Here is a 17,291-nt window from a genome sequence, read left to right as displayed (position 1 = left end):
ATTAGCGTAGATAGAATTCAAATGTACAAGCACCCTTTCCTGAGTAGCAGACTTCTGTTCCGTATGCTGGAACAATACCTTCGTTACCTGAGTTGATCGCGATATTAAAGGCATCGGCCGTAGTGTAGCTATCATTGGCATTTTGGCCTGTACAGCCGGCCGTACGACTGGTATGACGAAGGTTTCCGGTACAATCAGTATAGTCGTAATCCCATACCCCTGTACCATTTTCAATTATTGGTGCTCCTGCATTGTAAGAAGGTGAAATGAACATGGCATCAGTTGTTCCAACTGCACGTGAGAATTGCTCTGGATTAATAGATGCTCTTGTATTAGGAACACTTCGATGCACTAAGAGATGGTCAGCGACAGTGCTAACCATAATTGAGTTATCGAGATCTGTTACACCACTTGAGCGCACAACTAAAGTCCAGCCGCCACCGTCAGTTGTCATATCACAATAAACAGTTCTTAAAGTGTTGCCACCAGGTGTGAAGTTAATCGTGTAATTTCCTGAAGGTGCATTTGGATTTTCTTCGAGTATTTGTTTACAAGAAGACTTGTAATTACCATATGAGTTTGCTTCTCTGATCATAAACCAACCATTTCCTGCTCCAACCGCAGTCGCTGGATCAGTGGCCCAAACTTTATCCGTGCTTGACCAGTAGGCGCCATTGAAATAGCCACCTTCGGCTAACTCACCACCACCATTTATCTTTCCACTCCAACAAGCAGCATACCAAAATGGCGTGTCCGTATAAAAAGTCCCACAGTTTCCTGTGTGTGCATCATTATCTTGGTCCGTTGTTGTCCATTGTCTCGCATCGTGTGTTGTGGCCATGGAAGCTTTCACACTTCCAAGAACTTGTTGATAGGACTCTATATTTAAACGGTATTTATCAGCAGGATCAAAATTCTTTACTGTCATAATCGCCTGTTGCGATATTGGTTGGTCATAGTCATAAGACCAAGAATAGAGTAATTGAAAGTCATCATTGCCTGAAATTTTATCCCAGTGCTCCAGTCCTACAAAGTAATTCAAAGTTTCTAAGTATTCATTAGGAGATTCTGCTCCAATGCTTTGTCTTGAGATTGGAGAACATTTGCCTGTAAAGTCACTTGAAGTTGATCGATCATGAGAACAACGTGGCAGTGTACTAATTGAATTACTATAGCTAATACCTGTTGTTGGCTTATTTGTTCCTTCTCTTGTATTTCCCCATACAAGAGTCCAGCCACCACCTTGAGTTTCCATGTCACATATTGTCGGAAATGGATCATCTATTCCAAGTGGCCCATCAGGGTCAATTAAATAAACTCCTGTTCCAGCAGAATAGCCGCGATCAAGAATTTCACGGCACGATCTCATCGAAGGAAGTGAGCGGACCCATACTCTTGTTTCTTGGTATTGTTTAAGGTTTAGTCCAAGACCGGTGTCAGTTTCTGTTGATGTAAAGGCACTTGTACAATAGTTATTTCCAGAACTAGCACATGTCGATATATCGGTGGTCACAAAAGTGTCTCTAGGTACACATCGCTTACCGTAACCACCACCAAGGTATACTCGGTCTGTTGTAACAGGGTCAACGTTAATACAACTATAAAAGACTCGCCAATTATTTCCATAGCCATAGAAGAAGTACTGACCAACTAAACCTACGTTTTCATTTCCATCCATATCCGCAAACATGACATTAGGATTAGTCGCATCCCCTAGGGCCGCTACTTGTTGAAAGTATTGTGGAATTGTCTTATCTAAGTATGCAGTCTCCCAGGTATTATCGGTAATATCAAAGCCTGTATTTACACCTTCAATACGCATTTGATTAAAGGCTATAGAATTTGATTTCGAATAAATTTCTGCTGAGGTTTCACCTCTCACTGCGTGAGTAGGGTAACCGTGCCATACTTTTGTCCAGCCGCCACCATCTGTCGTCATGTCACAATCAACAGTAACAGCACTGCCTTCTGGATAAATTGTATAGCTTCCATTACCACGAGATTTACCACTTAAAAGAATATCCATACAGTTTTTAGGACGGTCATATTTCTCTCTTAAAAAGTAGCGCGCCTTAACATTTGCCTGACCAGTGTTAAATCCTCCGACACCTCTTGTTCGATAGATATCACCACTATTTGATGTATGATAGATATAATGTCTCGGTTGGTCGTGAACATCAGAAGTTGATGTTTGTGTATAACCTGGTAAGCAATCTCCCCATCCAAATCCTACCCAACGAGCGTGGCGATCAAGGTAATAATCAGTTCCATTACTATTTCTAAAGCGAAATTGAGAGCCACCTGTGAGCATGTCACAATCACCAGGGTTCGAACGATTTGGCCCCGATTTCATATCGACGACTAGATTAAAGTCGTTAGGGTTAAAGAACTCAACTGTTGAAAAGTCAGTTGCTCCCCAGTTTGTAATATCTTTTGCCATCATTTGAGTGGCTGAGAAATCAAAGAAGTTATGCATACCAACGGTATTAATATCTGCAAAGTTAGATGCTGTGATATTTACCCCAGTAAACTCATTTTTCATTTCATCATATGACTTCTTAGTCGTCATTGTAGCATCAGCAGCATTGGCATAGAAGAGAGTCCAACCACCATTATCGATATCCATTTCACAATATATTTGTGTAGGAGTTACTTGATCTGGATAAATCGTATAAACGCCTGAACCTTTCGATTCACCCAAATCAAGGATATGTTGACACGACATAGGTCTCATCCCTTCATCATGTAGGTAGAGTTCAACAAGGGCAGTACCTGTATCATTATTATAAGTTGAAGGAATTCCAGTTTTATAAACTTGATCTGAACCAATCGCATAATACCAATTTGAGTGATTTACTGAACCATCAAGTAATGAAGAATTACCATTAGAGTAGGCGAAGGTATTATTCCCCAACTCAAGTCCACCCCAACGCTGTTCATTTCTATCGATAGAGATGCCGCGATAGCCAGAGACAGGAGTATCATAGATTGGGTTTGTGTATTGTGACCAAATATTTCTCCATGATTCATTTGGATAATTAATTTTAAAAGTAAATCGATTGAGATTCTCAAATTCATCAATATACTGAAGAATCGAGTATAGGTTTGCTGTTGGGGTTGTTTGATTATATAAAAGAGCATCATTTACAGTTGGAAAGTATCCACCAGTAATATTGTGTTTGAAAACGCGGGTCCAACCACCACCGTCATTATCCATATCACAATAGACATTCATTGCACTTAATGGGCCTGCCCCATCGATATCAACTGAATAGACGCCACTTGCATAACTGCCTGTTTTATTCATTGTCGAACATGAAACATTACAATCTCTAATAACCAGGTCAGAGGGATTGTTAGCATAGAAATTCATCCACTCAACATTTGTTTTAGTTGCAACAAAATGTTCTTTAGTTGATGAAGTATTCCAAACTTTCTTACAAGTTCCATGAGCTACTATCGTACGTAACTCATTTGAGGTAAGTTTAAAACCTGTGTCAACAGTGTTAATCCCAAAGGCAGCTTGAGAGAAGATAAAAGTAAATAGAAGACCTATTTTAAAGTTCATTCTTTATTTGCTTTTTGTAACTCTTTGATAGCAGCACGCATCTCTTGCATTTCAGCTTTTAGTTGCTCATTCTCTTCTTTTAAAGAAGCGATTTCTCTTTTAACTTCCTCGTCATTTGAAAAGAGCTTGTCTAATTGCTCTGAGATTGACTTCACTGCTTCAACAAGAAGTGCAGTGATATTTCCGTACTGAACTGATTTATATCCATCCTTACTTGTTTTAACTAATTCTGGTTGAACTTTTTCAACTTCTTGAGCAATAAAACCAACAGTCTTCTCTTGCGGGAAGTTTCTGTCAGGAAACTCATCTGTCTTCCAGTCAAAAGTTACACCTCTTAATGACCTAACTTTATGAAGTGGATCAATAATGGTTTCGACATTCTCCTTGAAGCGTTCATCTGATGTATAAAGGTATGAAGCTGCAATCACATTTCCTGCAACATGTAACTTTTCAGATGGTGTAATTGTTCCTACACCAATATTTCCTAAAGTATCAATTGTCATATGTGTATTTTTATAAGAGGCGTCATCATTTCTTTGACCTAAGTATAATACTCCGTCATTGTTGTTAAATGACCAGATCTTGTTATCAACTCCACCAGAACGATCTTCAAGGTAAATATGAGAATTAAGTGCTCCGCTTACATGGAGAAGGTTTTGTGGTGTTGTCGTTCCAATACCAACGTTTCCAGTATTGAAATATATATTACTTCCATTAGTGGTCCATTGTGATTGGTTAATTGTCCCCATCTGAGTTGTTACATAATTTTTCACCGCACTAACAGATGGTGCTTGAGTCGTCTCTGTTCCAGCTGTTGAATTTACAACTGCTGCTGTTTGAGCACGTGCCGTTGTGAAATATAAATTTGTCCCTTCGGCTACGTCATCAGTATCAAGGCCTGTAATGGCCGTATAGTTTGCATTAATTTGTGCCTGTAATTTTCCGTAGGCATCAAGAACTGTATCAGTTGCTGCAAGTACTGAATTTGTTCCCACTGTATATCCCGTTAACGGAGTATTTAATACAGTCGTGCCATCAACAACTGATGATGGAACACGTCCAGACCCATCAAGTCTTAAAAGCTCATTTGCTCCATTTGATGTATTAACTCCAATCTGAATGTCATTAGCATTCTCAGTTAAGGCTATGTCACTTGTTGCTGTTAATCCTTTAAATGGAAGATCTGTTCCAGACTTTGCAAGAACGAGTGATGCTCCACCAGCACTTGATGCTGTATTTTGCTCACCGCTTGCCGCTACTACTGTTGATAAACAGCCACTACCGTCAATACAGATATCGTTTCCAGTAGTAACATTCATTCCACCATCTACCGTTAGCTTTTGAGTTGGAGTAGTTGTACCGATTCCGATATTTCCTGAGCTTAGAATATTAAATTCATCAACTCCATTTTTTGTTATTTTAAAATCATTACCATTTGAATTTATAATATAATCTGGTGTCATTGCTACGCCTGTTGGCGGTGTCCCTGCATCAACGGTTAGTGTCGGTATATTTGGCTTTGTTGAAGAGATATAAACATTATAAGCAAATGAATTTCCTGATTGCCCAAATCTTAGGGATGCCGTTTGAGTAGAAGAGTCAAAGTACCATTGGTAGCCAACAAAGTTATTGCTAATATTGGCAGAAACGACTTTAAAAGTATTACCGCCATTGGTAAAGGCAACATCAAATTCCATATTTATGATACTAGAGGAATCTGCAGTTGTTCTCACACTCCTAATAATTACTTTTGTGTTTTGTACACCTGGTGTCAGTGTCAGTAGGGCACGATTTCCTACAGAGGCATCAGCATGGGGAAGACTTATTCTCTGTGCCCATTGGTATTCGGCAGTATTTAATGAAATGTCTCCCGTGATATCCATCTTTGCTGTCGGAGTCGTTGTTCCTACTCCAACGTCACCAGTGTTAAAGTATATATCACTACCTGTCGTCGTCCATTGTGATTCGTTAATAGCACCGGTTTGAGCAAGAACATAGCTTTTCATTGCATCGACAGAAGGTGCCTGCACTGTTTCTGATCCTGCAGTGGAATTAACAACAGCTGCTGTTTGGGCACGAGTATTACTGAAGTATAAATTTGTCGTACCTTCTGCTACATCATCAGTATCAGTGATAGCGTTACCTGCAATTGAGCTGGCATGAGCATCTAGTTGTGCCTGAACTTTTCCAAAGGCCTGTAGAACTGTATCTGTTGCAACAACGCTTGAAGCTGTTCCATTTGTAAAGCCTGTGAGTGCGACATCAATTGCTGGATTATAATTGATAATTGAATCAGCAAGTTTCCCTCCAGCACCTATTTGAGGTATTTGATTTGCACTTGTTCCAACATCAACATTGATTGTTCCTGTTGTTGTAATTGGGCCACCTGTAAGTCCAGTTCCTGTTGAAACAGATGTAACAGTTCCGTCACCAGAGCCAACTGTTGAAAGACAATTACCACCATCAATACAGATATCATTTGTTGTTGTTACATTTATATTTCCATCAACTGTTAGTTTCTGCGTCGGTGCAGCCGTTCCAACTCCGATATTTCCTGTATTTCCTTCTAACACTAATGCTGTATTATTAGCGCCATTAAAGAAGTTGAAATGAAGTTCGTTCTGACTAGAAGTGGCCACTGAGTTTGAACCAAATGCCATGATATCCCAGTAAGAAGCAGCAGAGTTTCCTGTTTGCATTCTAATTGCACTCTTCTTATCTTCATGTCCAAGAAGGTTTAAACTAGCTCCCGCAGCGGAAGTTGTACCTTCAATTCCAATTTCTGCCCATGTGGCATTTTGGACATGTAGTGGGTAAGTTGGAGTTGTTGTTCCCACTCCAACATTTCCTGAGTTGTAATAGATATCACTACCTGTTGTTGTCCATTGTGTTTGATTAACGTTACCAATTTCTGTCGTTACATAGTTTTTAACTGAATTAACAGAAGGGGCGATTGTCGTTTGAGTCCCACTCATATCATCAATAACCTTAGCATCAGCATATGTATCGACGTATCCTTTTACCGCTAATTCACTTGGTACTTGTGTTGAAGAATCAAGAGTTCCCGAGTTGTCGAGATCACTAGCAGGAATTTGAGCAACGTTTAAGACATTACCTAAGCCTACATAAGTTTTATCAATAGTTGGTGCGTTTATCTTTGACCATGAAATTGCGGCTGTTGAACTAATATCTGCATCAACAATAGACCCATCAGTAATATCTGCTGAACCCACTTCTGGATTTGATCCACTTGTAACACGTCCATATTGATCAACTGTAACTGATGTATAAGTTCCCGCAGTACCAACTGTGGCCTGACCTAAAACTCCAGCATTATTTACTAATGTACTATCAACAGTTAATGCTGCCGTTTGATTGATACAATCAAACTGATTACCTGATTTAATTAAAACCTGATTATCTAGACAGCCGCCAACGAAGTCGAGGCTATCTGGAGTGATTGCTGCGTTAGCAATTGAATCCGCCGTTACGGCCTTATTTGCATAGAATGCCATCGGAACAGAAAGTATTTTTTGATAGTCAAAAGTGAGTCCATTAGTAACATCAGTTACTCTTATTAAAAGAGTTTCACTACCGGTAAGGTCTTCAACATGAGTTTGATAATTTGGTATCACAAGTTCTGTGCTATAGATTCCGTTTGAAAGTGTTACAGAATTAATATTAATTGTCTCAAGAAGAGTCGGACCTGTAGAGTTAAAGACTTCAAAGCGTAAGTCGACAGTTCCCGTAATAGGGGTTCCATCAGTTTGTACAAGCCTTCCCGAATATCCGATGAGGTCTGTAGAGGCACCTATATTAGAGCTAAGTATTAAGCTTAATGAGATGACTAAAGAATATATTAATTTTTCGCCAACGTTCAACTAAATCCCCTGTTAGTACAGTGGTTTATCGACATCTTAACTTAATTTTATTAACTAATTGAATATTAGTGACTTAGTGAAGAATTTCTTTCCGGATTGGCATTTATTAGCCAAGAAATTGAGGCTTAAACTCAATTTCTTGACAGAGATTTAATAACTTAAGGTGTTGCTTTACAAGGAGGGTAGTTTCTAACTAGCTCACCAATAGGCCCTCCAGTTTGACTATGATTAGGTCTTAGCTTTTCCCAATAAGAATTAGTTGGAAAAATTCTACCTGAGCCACGATATATTCCGCGTCTTCCTTTGAGGATTTCCATCATAATGTCCATGCTACATTTTATTTGATTCTCTGGTTTAATTGTTGCGGTATAACCAGTTTCAAACTTGCAATTTTCTCCACGCCACATTCTATTTCTTTTAACTTGATTGAGCTGAAATAGTCCCGTTGGACGATCTGTGGCATCAGGAACAGGCCCTGTATTTACTTTTGTCGGATCACATGATGATTCAACTTGTGCAATTGAAGCAAACATCCAAACCCAAAACCTCTTTCTTTGCTGGTTATTTAGATTGTACCAATTAGGGCAAGTGTATGGACTTGCTGTCATTCCTCTCACTTCATCATAGAGGTAGATATCTGATGCTCCCTCTGTATTGTCGATATAATTAACAATCATATCTCCCCATACACCAAGGCTTCCATCTTCTTTTACAAAGTTTTCACACATCTTATTAAAATAAAGAGAGCCTCGTCGAAATGTTGTCGGTAACGGATCTGCCTCTGAAATAAGATTATCTTCTACTTTACAGTCTATACATGGCTCTTCAGGAGGCGCCACAACTTGATCAATAACAACATTTATTTCTTCTAAAAATTGAGCTGTCGAATACGGAGTCGTTTCATTTGCGTATAAGTTAAAGCTTAAAAAGAGTATAACTAAAGCCTTCATTAGTTACCTCCCTTTTTGCGTTTAAATATACACTTGATCTTACTCTCGACTGAATGATAAGAGACTTGCTCATCACTAAAACTTAATACCTGAGTACTTTTGGCTTCAAGCTTTTTAAAATTTTTAGGACATTCTATGATTTCAGAAAATTGAGTTACCTTGTTATTTTCAAACTTATAACGAGATGTCGACTTGCAACCGTCAGAAGTCTTCTCAATTTGTTTTTCTTTTGAAAATGGGCCAAAGAAAATTGTCTGTCCAATTCTAAGGCCATCTTTAGGTTTACTAGAATTTAGAAAAGCGAGAGTACCTGAGTCACAGAATCGACTATTTGATTTGATGACTTCATATTCTCCAACATGCTTCTTGGCCACATCCAAAAAGCTCTTAATCTCATCTCCAAAGCTTGGGAGAGTTATACAAATAACTAGTAGTAATTTCAATATGTTAAACTTAGTGCTCTCTTGTCGATTTCTCATTCTTATTTCCTATTTTATGTACGGAAAACCTTGTAAATTATACCATCTTAAGAGGCTTTATGAGTCCATAGAGTCATGATTGCCTCTTTTATTCCTATCTTATTTACACTTCAATGGCATAACTTCTTAAAGATTGATACTGATACTCCAAACATTAGGAGATAGGTATGAAGAATATAGGTATGCTAGCGGTTCTTGCGTTACTCGTATCGTGTAATGCAGAGAAGATAACAACGGTTAAGGTTGTACACTCTCTTGACTCTGATGCACTTAGTGGTGAGATCAAGGTTAATAGTCAAAAATTAAATTTCAATGGATCATCTGGTGAAACATTTGAAATCAAAGGAACTTATCCACGTAATCTTTCAATGGATCTAGATTACACTCATGCAGAAGCTTTCTATGCAAATAGTGTAAACAAGCTACCTGCTACAGAAATCAATATGAAGTTCGAGGTAAGAGGTTATAACTCTGAAAAAGGAACTGTTGATTTAAGAAGAGAAGGAAGTGTTAAGCTTCAAGGTGAAAAATTCAAACTTACTAATTGCTCTAATACTGTTGATTTCAAAGTTGATGGTAGTGAATTAACAATTGATATGTCTAAGTTTAAAAGTTTAGCTTCATGTAAGTTTGTAGGAAAATATAAGAACCACAATCGTATTGGAGAGAAGGGGAGACTACATAATGGTTTTGGACGTAACTTCTTTAAATTCGATTCAGATAAAGATATGGGTCTAGAGGCCAGTTATGCAATCCGTAGCCAATTTTCAGGTTATGTTTATAAAGACGGAGAAATGGCGGAGTATTTACAGAAGATGCTTACTAAAATTGCAAAAGCCTCAGATATGCCTGATCTTGAACCTAAGGTCTACTTCATCAATGCACCAATTGAGAATGCATTTGCTCTACCTGGTGGATATGTATTTGTATTTAGAGGTCTAATTGAAGCACTCGAAACAGAAGCTGAGCTAGCCGGTGTTCTTGGACATGAGTGGGCCCACGTTACTGAACGTCACGGAACAGAATCTGTTTCAAGAAACTTAAAAAATATTGCTACAAAGTATGTTGGAGCTGGACTTGTATGGGCACAGTTTAATATCTTTGGTGCAGCAGCAGCTTATTATATCTATGATAAATTAGAAGAAATTCCACTTATGGGATTTAGTCGTCTTCAAGAGCTTGAAGCGGATAAAATTGGTGTACAATACGCTCACGAGGCTGGTTATTCACCATATGGCCTATCAAAGTTTTTTGCAGCAATGGGTGATCGTCAAGAGTCTTGGTTAGAGTTACTTGTTTCAACGCATCCAAGACCTTCAACTCGTGTTGAAAAAATTGAAGAGCTTGTTTTTAATTATATTCCTTATTCAAGAGATGCTGTTGTAACTTCAGAAGATTACCTTGCAGCTAAGGAAACAATGAATGAAATTGAGCCAATGCCTTACTATATCGCTATGAGAGTGATGGCCCAGATGGGTGGTTTAGTTGAAGAAAGTATCAAGAGCTCAGTTAGAAAGAAATTTAAATTAGAAAAAGAAGATTAGATTAAAGGGCCCTCGATAGAGGGCCTTTTTTATTAGAAAGCTAAACTTGTTCCTAAGTAACCTTCGTATTCATTTTCTTGTGTTTCATACTTATGAATATATCTCACCCCAAAGTCCACAGGTAATGCCCTTAAGATATTTGTATTAAAGACGAGCTCAGCTCCATAACTACTTAATTGTATACTCTTTCTTGTATCTGATAACTTGGCCTTAGTGATATCATAATAGAGATTCATATAAATTCTCTTGAAATAAATTAGCGCCGCAATATTATAATCAGGATAGAAGAGTGGAAAGAGATAATTTGCACTCGATTTTAAATACTTCTTAGACGCAAAATAATCATATCCGCGAGAGTATGCATAACCCATAAATTCATTTGAAGATGGTTGGAAGCGATAGTTGTCACCATCACCATATTCTTCACCAACTACCGATATCTTAATTCCATTATTTGTAAAAAGCCCTGGTGTTGTTATTGAAAACGATCCAAACCAGCGATAGTCATCTTCTAGTCCTGTTTCATCATTTGTTGAAGCATCTTGGTATATTCCAAGAAGTGAAAAGCTCCAAGGTGAAATAATTGAACGAGTGGTAAAGTCCTTATATAGACTTAATGATAGTGTTGTTGATTGTCTGATAAAATCCGCTTCACCAGAAACTTTAGTGTCGTATTGGATATATTCATCAGTCATGACTTGTTCAGCTTGATAGCTTAAACTCAAATTTAAATTATAAAGATTATGTTTTTGTACGAATGGTAATTCGACTTTTATACCATAAGCAACTTCATCCCATCCATAGTCATCAGAATCACTTGCAAGTTGACTTACCATTCTCTCTCTAAGATCAACGGTTGCACTTAGAATTGGCCAGTACCTTTTATAATAGACTATAGCTGATGAATAGGGAGAGTTTTCTGAAGCTTCATAACCTAAATTTACATTCCAGCTAAAGTCTCTAAGATAATTATCTGCATAGAGGCTAAGGCCGTAACCATTACCAACAAAGAAGCTCCAAGAATGAGGTGTCGCAGACCTCCAATCAAACCCGCTATAATCTTCTTCTGTATAATTATTTGAGTTCTTTGTTTGAATCTCTTTTCTATCTTTAATGTCAATTAGTTCAAAGTTGTTATAGCTGTCACTTGGGTCATTCTTTGCAAAATACTGACTGCGATTAACTAGAGAATTGATTCCAAGACTTCGACATGAATTAAGAGAGCTGCTTTTTATTCTCTTTCCGTTAATTGTTTGTTCAGTAAAATAAAAATTACTATTTGAAAAGGTTGGCGAGTATGAAGCAATATTTGAGTCAGTACATTTCTCAAGCGATTTTGACGTTGTGTTTAATTTGAAAACTTCAATTTTTCCTTTATATTGAGCTTCAAAAAGAACAGAGTTGTTACCATCATAATTTAACGCATAGAGATTGTTATATGTAGGTGGAACTAATTCTAGAACTCGATTATTTGAATAGTTTGCTTTAACAATTGTCTTACCTTTTCCATCTCTTGTCGCAATGGCGATAACTTCATTATTATTGAGATTTATTGCTTCTAAGAAATCATATTTTGAATTTGTGATAGACCTAAGTTTCGCACCTTCTAAATTTAATTCTTGGATAATCCATTTTCCATTTTTATCAAAGTTTATAGCTGTAATTTTCGAGCCATCTTTGTTGAAATGTGGATTATATAATCTTTCACCTGATGTTATATACTTTATATCTCCATCTTTAAGGCTTATAAGTGATAGGTCAGAGTAACTTTTAAAACCATATCTCCAATGAGGTAAGAATTGTGATTGAATTGCATAATCTTTACTGTAGCTAAGTCTTGTGAAGTCTTCACTATAAGCAATATCTGTTAGAACTTCCTTTTCATCTTTTGATTCTTTTATAAGACGGTAATGGTTATCTAAGTCGTACTCAACGTAGAAAAGGTTAGCTCCATTCTTATATTGATTTGTTTTTACATTGTATTCAGAAATAGGAAGATTATTAAATTTATCTCCAATCCATTCTTTTCTTAGATCATCAAAGGCAGCATAGTAGAAATCATAAAAATCCACTCCTGAGGAATTTTCTATAGCTCCCACTATTCCATTTGGATAAGGCCTTGCTGTAACATTATTCATTACAACATTCCAGAATTGATCACCATATTTCTTATACCCATAAGAAACCAGTACATATCCATAGATATACCAGTTAACAAGTTGATCATTGTAGGAACCACCGACAAATTGATCATAAGTTGGAGTCTCGCCTTTAAGAAGAAGCGCTTTAAGTCTTGCCATAAAGCGAGGAGAGCGTCCTCGACCTGCTGGTGTATACTTAGTCTCTGTATAGACGGCATCGCCTTCCATATACCAAGGCTTCTTTGCAAGAAATGAAAGAACCTGTTGTCCAGTATCTCCCATAAGAATATCAAAAAACTTCACTGTTTTCTTATTGAAAATATCTTGTTGAATAACGTGACGATATTCATGAATTGAAAGCATTTCGTGCCATTCTAAAGAACTAAGACGACTTGAAAATTGTGCCGAGTCAAACCATTCAGTACGTCGTGGAGCAAGAGTAACAAACCCATTTGGATTGGCCATCTCTGGTCGATATATCAAGGCCACTTGTTCAGGCTTTTTTACACCATAAGAAAGTCCAACATATTTTGAATAATGCTCTATTAGATTGGCCATGTAGATTGCTCGATCCTTATAGTTTTCTGGATAAATAACTTGGGCAAAATCATTTTCAATAGATTTCCAATTCATTGGAGTACTTTGTGACTCTGTGAATGAATATTGCGCATTTGTATTTAACGATAAGAAAAGAAGAATAAGTAAAACTTTAAGTTTCATTGCTGATGCCTCGTATTGGTATATGAAATATCTATTTATTAAATAATAATGGTTGTTGAATGTAAATTAGTAGAGAGCAGTAAAAGCTAGAAAGACGATATTTGATATACTGGCAATAATAGGAATGGTTAAGTACCTAAATTGGATTTCACGGTTTTTAATACGATAGGAAACAAGTGAAAGATTGATGAAGGTAAAAACGATTAGAATGATGAAGCTAGTGGATGCAGCAAGTGTCTTTATAGGAAAGAGACTTACTAAGAGTGAAATAATTATTGCAACGACAATAGTTGCATTAATTGGTGTCTGTGTTTTTTTATTAATTACTGATAAAAAATTCATCCATTTTAATGGGTGTCTAAGGCCATAAAGAATTCGAGAGGCCATTATCACTTGAGCAATGATTCCGTTAAAGATTGCAAAGATACCAATGGCACTGATGACAAGGGCATTGCCTCCGTGATGGACGTACATATCTTTAAGGGGCGCTTTACTTTGATTGAGCTCTTCTAAGGGAATACTTGCAATTGCAACTAAGGCTACAAAAACATATAAGATCGTCGATACAAGAACTGCTATATAAATAGAGCGACTTATAGTTGGGCCAGGAAGATTTGTTTCTTCTGCAAGGTTTACCATATCTTCAAATCCGATATATGCATAAAAGGCCAAGAATGCGCCTGATATAATCATTGGAAATTGGGACCACGAAAAGTTCTGTAATAATGCAGGAAGCATGAATTCATTGGCCGAGAGGTCTTGCCATGCACTCCCACATATTAAAATAAGGCCAACAATCTCAATTATAGTGAAGAAGATAACGATGTTAATGGATTCTTTTATTCCTTTTATGGCCAGTGCAGTAACTAAGATAATAATTAGAAAAACGACTGAAAAATCTGTCCAATGAATAAATGTTTGAAAATAGCCGACAAACCCTTTTATTAGTGTTGATGCACTGACGACACCAGTAAAGGCAACAAGCCAGCCAACAATATTTGAAAGCAACACGCTATGAAATCCTTGAAAGATATACTCGGCCTCTCCTGCACTTTTGGGAAATAATTTAACTAATTGAGTATAAGAGTAAGCAGTCATACTTGCTAAAATTGCCGAAACTATAAACGACAGTGGTGCCATCATTCCTGCTGTTGCTGAAATCTTTCCAATTAAGGCATAAATACCAGCACCAAGAATTGTACCAATTCCATACATTGTTACCTGAAAGGTATTTAAAGATCGCTTAAGTTTTACCATTTGGCTTGATTGTAGAAAAATATAGGATAAATTGAAATTATATATTTAGTTAATATTTGATACGAGGTCATATGAAAGTTTTAATTCTAGGTGCTACAGGACTTGTTGGAAGTCATATCTTGTCGATGGCCTTAAGTGATGATCGTGTAGAAAAAGTTATTGCACCTGTACGTAAAAATATAGATGCACATCCAAAGCTTTTTGCACCGATAATTAACTTTGATGAAATTACAAAAGAAGAAGTATGCTCTTGGAAATGTGATGTTGTTATCTGCGCCTTGGGGACTACAATTAAAAAAGCTGGATCGAAAGCTGCATTTAGAAGAGTTGATCTCGAGTATCCCCTGACTTTTGGAAAGCTTGCAAAAGAATGCGCCGCTAAGTCTTACGTATTAAATTCAGCAATGGGGGCCAATAGCGATTCGTTTGTTTTTTATAATAAAATTAAAGGGCTAGTGGAAGAAGGACTTCAGTCTTTAAATTTTGATGCCTTAACAATTGTCAGACCGGGGCTTATTGGTGGCCAAAGGGATGAATTTCGTTTTGCAGAAGAGATTGCCAAGAGCTTTTTAAAAATTTTAGGTCCACTACTGCCTAAGAGGTTACGTCTAAATCCGGCCAAGAGGATTGCTCAGACAATGCTAGAATCCGCTTTAAGTGACCAATTAGGCGTAAAAATTATTTCATCAGATAAGTTAGTGTAAAAAACTCGAGATATTTTTTATTGGCTGCATACAAGATTTCAAAGCCTTACTTGAAGAATTCATTTCTATTTATTTAGAGTCAAAAAAATATGCATAAGTTGTCGTAATTACAGTAAAGTTTTTTATAAAGATGTCGAAAAGTTAAGGAACTTAATGTCGAGTTAGTTTTTTATTTGGAGTGCATCTGTGAGTGAAGCGTTTAAGAAGGGAAATGATTGGGATATCATCAGTTTAGCAAATTATGTATCTGAAATTGTTTCAAAAGAAAGTGGGAATATACTAGGGCCAGCGCAACAATCTATGGTTATGAGTCGTTTAAAAAAGCGCATGATGACCTTAGGTACTCATACTCCAGAATCTTATTATGAATATTTAACTAAGAACTATAATAAAGAGTCTTCGCAACTTATCTCAATGCTTACGACTCACCATACATATTTTTTTAGAGAATTTACTCATTTTGAATATCTCCTTACAAATCTTGATTCCATTGTAGCCAATGCGAAAAAGAGGGGAGATAGCACGATACGTGTTCTATCAGCAGCATGTAGTCGTGGACAAGAGGTTTATTCACTGGCCATGTTCTTTAATCATCACTTAAAGAATTATCCCGGTATGAAATATGAAATCGTTGGAACAGATATTGATCCAGAGAGTGTTAAGATTGCTCAAAATGGTGTTTATCGTTACCGTGAAATTAAATCGATTCCTACTGTCTACTTAACAGGGAATTGGATGAGAGGGTCTGGAGAGATCTCTAAGTTTGCAAAAGTTAATTCTCATATTAAAGAAAATTGTAGCTTTGGTGTGATGAATCTTCTTGCACCAGAAAAGTTTATTGGTGGAAAGAAATTCGATATCGTATTTTGTCGAAATGTATTTATCTACTTTGACCAAACTTCCATTGAAAAGATTGTAAATAATTTCTCAAAGTTTTTACACAAGAATGCTCTATTTATAACTGGTATTAGTGAATCTTTAAAACATACAAAATTAGAGTTTCAAACAATGGCGCCAAGTGTTTATTGTCTTGATCCTGAAGAGAAAGTTGTTGAAAAACCTAGACCACTATCTATCGTTAAAGATAAGACGGTACCTAGAACTTCACCAATTGCAAAAACACCAATCATTCCTAAGCCTATTAGAATGCTTGTTGTTGATGACAGTTCTTCAGTTGTTAAGCTACTTTCAAAAATATTTGAAAAAGATGATGACTTTGAACTTGTTGGAACAGCAATGAATGGTCTAGAAGCACAAGAGTTCTTAAAGAATAATAAGGTCGATGCCATGACTCTTGATATTCATATGCCTGAGATGGATGGTGTTGAATATTTGAAGAAGAACTATCGCTCTGGCCACCCAAATGTTGTTGTGGTTTCTAGTGCTTCACGTGAGGATACTCGTTATGCTCAAGAAACTCTTAATAACGGTGCATGTGACTTTGTTGAGAAACCAGCACTTAATAATTTAAAAGAAAGAGCAGAAGAAATTAAAAATAAGATTAAGATGTCTTTCTTAAATGCAGCTCCAGTTGTAACAAAAGTAGATCGTTCATTCCAAAAGAGCTTTGATATTAAGAATCCTGAAACTAAGGCCCGCTTCTTTGTTGGATCTTTCAGTGATAAGAAAAAGATCATTGCTTCACTTGATGAACTTCGTGGTAATCAACCTCCAGTATTTCTTTTCTTTGAAGGAAACGGTAATTTCTTAGAAATGATTAGCGAAGAATTTAAATCAGTTCCTAATATTCAAGTCTATGATGGAAGCACTGAACTTGAAAATAATAGTGTTTATATATGTGACTTTAAAGAACACTTTGAAGATATCAATTCTAAGACAAAGAGCTTTAAGAAAAGTCTCTCTGTATTTGGAATCGTTTCAAAGTCAGTAGAGAATGCGTTCTTTGATTTAAATGAGACACAAATTCTTATCGAAGATACAGGTGATATCAACGACAGTATAAAAGAAGTTGTCTCAGATATTTTCCCTTGGACGAGTTTTGCTCACCTTGGAACTGAATATTTAGCAGATGATGAATAATTAATTC

At 36.8% G+C, this 17,291-nt stretch carries 9 protein-coding genes; 3 read left to right on the top strand and 6 right to left on the bottom strand.

The features are described from left to right. Nucleotide 1: 1 nt before the first annotated feature. The 4 genes from DAY19_RS02140 to DAY19_RS02125 all read right to left on the bottom strand — a co-directional run bounded on the left by DAY19_RS02140 (nucleotide 2) and on the right by DAY19_RS02125 (nucleotide 8,878). A complete protein-coding gene (locus tag DAY19_RS02140) occupies nucleotides 2–3,568 on the bottom strand; it encodes a fibrinogen-like YCDxxxxGGGW domain-containing protein (RefSeq protein ID WP_114705538.1) in 3,567 nt (1,188 codons plus the stop codon). Beyond that, nucleotides 3,565–7,449, bottom strand: coding sequence for a tail fiber domain-containing protein (locus tag DAY19_RS02135; protein ID WP_114705537.1), 3,885 nt, complete (start codon nucleotides 7,447–7,449; stop codon nucleotides 3,565–3,567). The genes DAY19_RS02140 and DAY19_RS02135 overlap by 4 nt, the downstream gene beginning before the upstream one ends. Nucleotides 7,450–7,607: 158 nt before the next feature. Continuing rightward, a complete protein-coding gene (locus DAY19_RS02130; protein ID WP_114705536.1) occupies nucleotides 7,608–8,399 on the bottom strand; it encodes a transglycosylase SLT domain-containing protein in 792 nt (263 codons plus the stop codon). Beyond that, nucleotides 8,399–8,878, bottom strand: coding sequence for a hypothetical protein (locus DAY19_RS02125; RefSeq protein ID WP_114705535.1), 480 nt, complete (start codon nucleotides 8,876–8,878; stop codon nucleotides 8,399–8,401). The genes DAY19_RS02130 and DAY19_RS02125 overlap by 1 nt, the downstream gene beginning before the upstream one ends. A gap of 167 nt (nucleotides 8,879–9,045) precedes the next feature. Here DAY19_RS02125 and DAY19_RS02120 point away from each other — a divergent pair, with 167 nt between their 5' ends. Beyond that, nucleotides 9,046–10,422, top strand: a complete 1,377-nt coding sequence (locus tag DAY19_RS02120) for a M48 family metallopeptidase (RefSeq protein WP_114705534.1) — start codon at nucleotides 9,046–9,048, stop codon at nucleotides 10,420–10,422. Between the two features lie 32 nt (nucleotides 10,423–10,454). Here the strand turns inward: DAY19_RS02120 and DAY19_RS02115 are convergent, their stop codons facing one another. After that, the gene (locus DAY19_RS02115) at nucleotides 10,455–13,283 is read right to left on the bottom strand and encodes a BamA/TamA family outer membrane protein (protein ID WP_114705533.1); all 2,829 of its coding nucleotides are present in this window, start codon (nucleotides 13,281–13,283) and stop codon (nucleotides 10,455–10,457) included. Nucleotides 13,284–13,349: 66 nt separating this feature from the next. Further along, nucleotides 13,350–14,540, bottom strand: coding sequence for an APC family permease (locus tag DAY19_RS02110; RefSeq protein WP_114705532.1), 1,191 nt, complete (start codon nucleotides 14,538–14,540; stop codon nucleotides 13,350–13,352). 71 nt (nucleotides 14,541–14,611) lie between these two features. On the opposite strand from DAY19_RS02110, the gene DAY19_RS02105 reads away from it, so the two are divergent. Together DAY19_RS02105 and DAY19_RS02100 are read left to right on the top strand one after the other, a co-directional pair. Beyond that, nucleotides 14,612–15,244, top strand: coding sequence for an NAD-dependent epimerase/dehydratase family protein (locus tag DAY19_RS02105; protein WP_114705531.1), 633 nt, complete (start codon nucleotides 14,612–14,614; stop codon nucleotides 15,242–15,244). Nucleotides 15,245–15,430: 186 nt separating this feature from the next. After that, nucleotides 15,431–17,284 (top strand): CheR family methyltransferase, encoded by a 1,854-nt coding sequence (locus tag DAY19_RS02100; RefSeq protein ID WP_114705530.1) that lies wholly within the window; start codon nucleotides 15,431–15,433, stop codon nucleotides 17,282–17,284. Nucleotides 17,285–17,291: the final 7 nt, after the last annotated feature.

It is taken from the genome of Halobacteriovorax vibrionivorans, assembly GCF_003346865.1.
Classification (GTDB): domain Bacteria; phylum Bdellovibrionota; class Bacteriovoracia; order Bacteriovoracales; family Bacteriovoracaceae; genus Halobacteriovorax_A; species Halobacteriovorax_A vibrionivorans.
The sequence above is the reverse complement of the archived record's forward strand: the minus strand, read 5'-3'. Positions and strand labels throughout refer to the sequence as shown.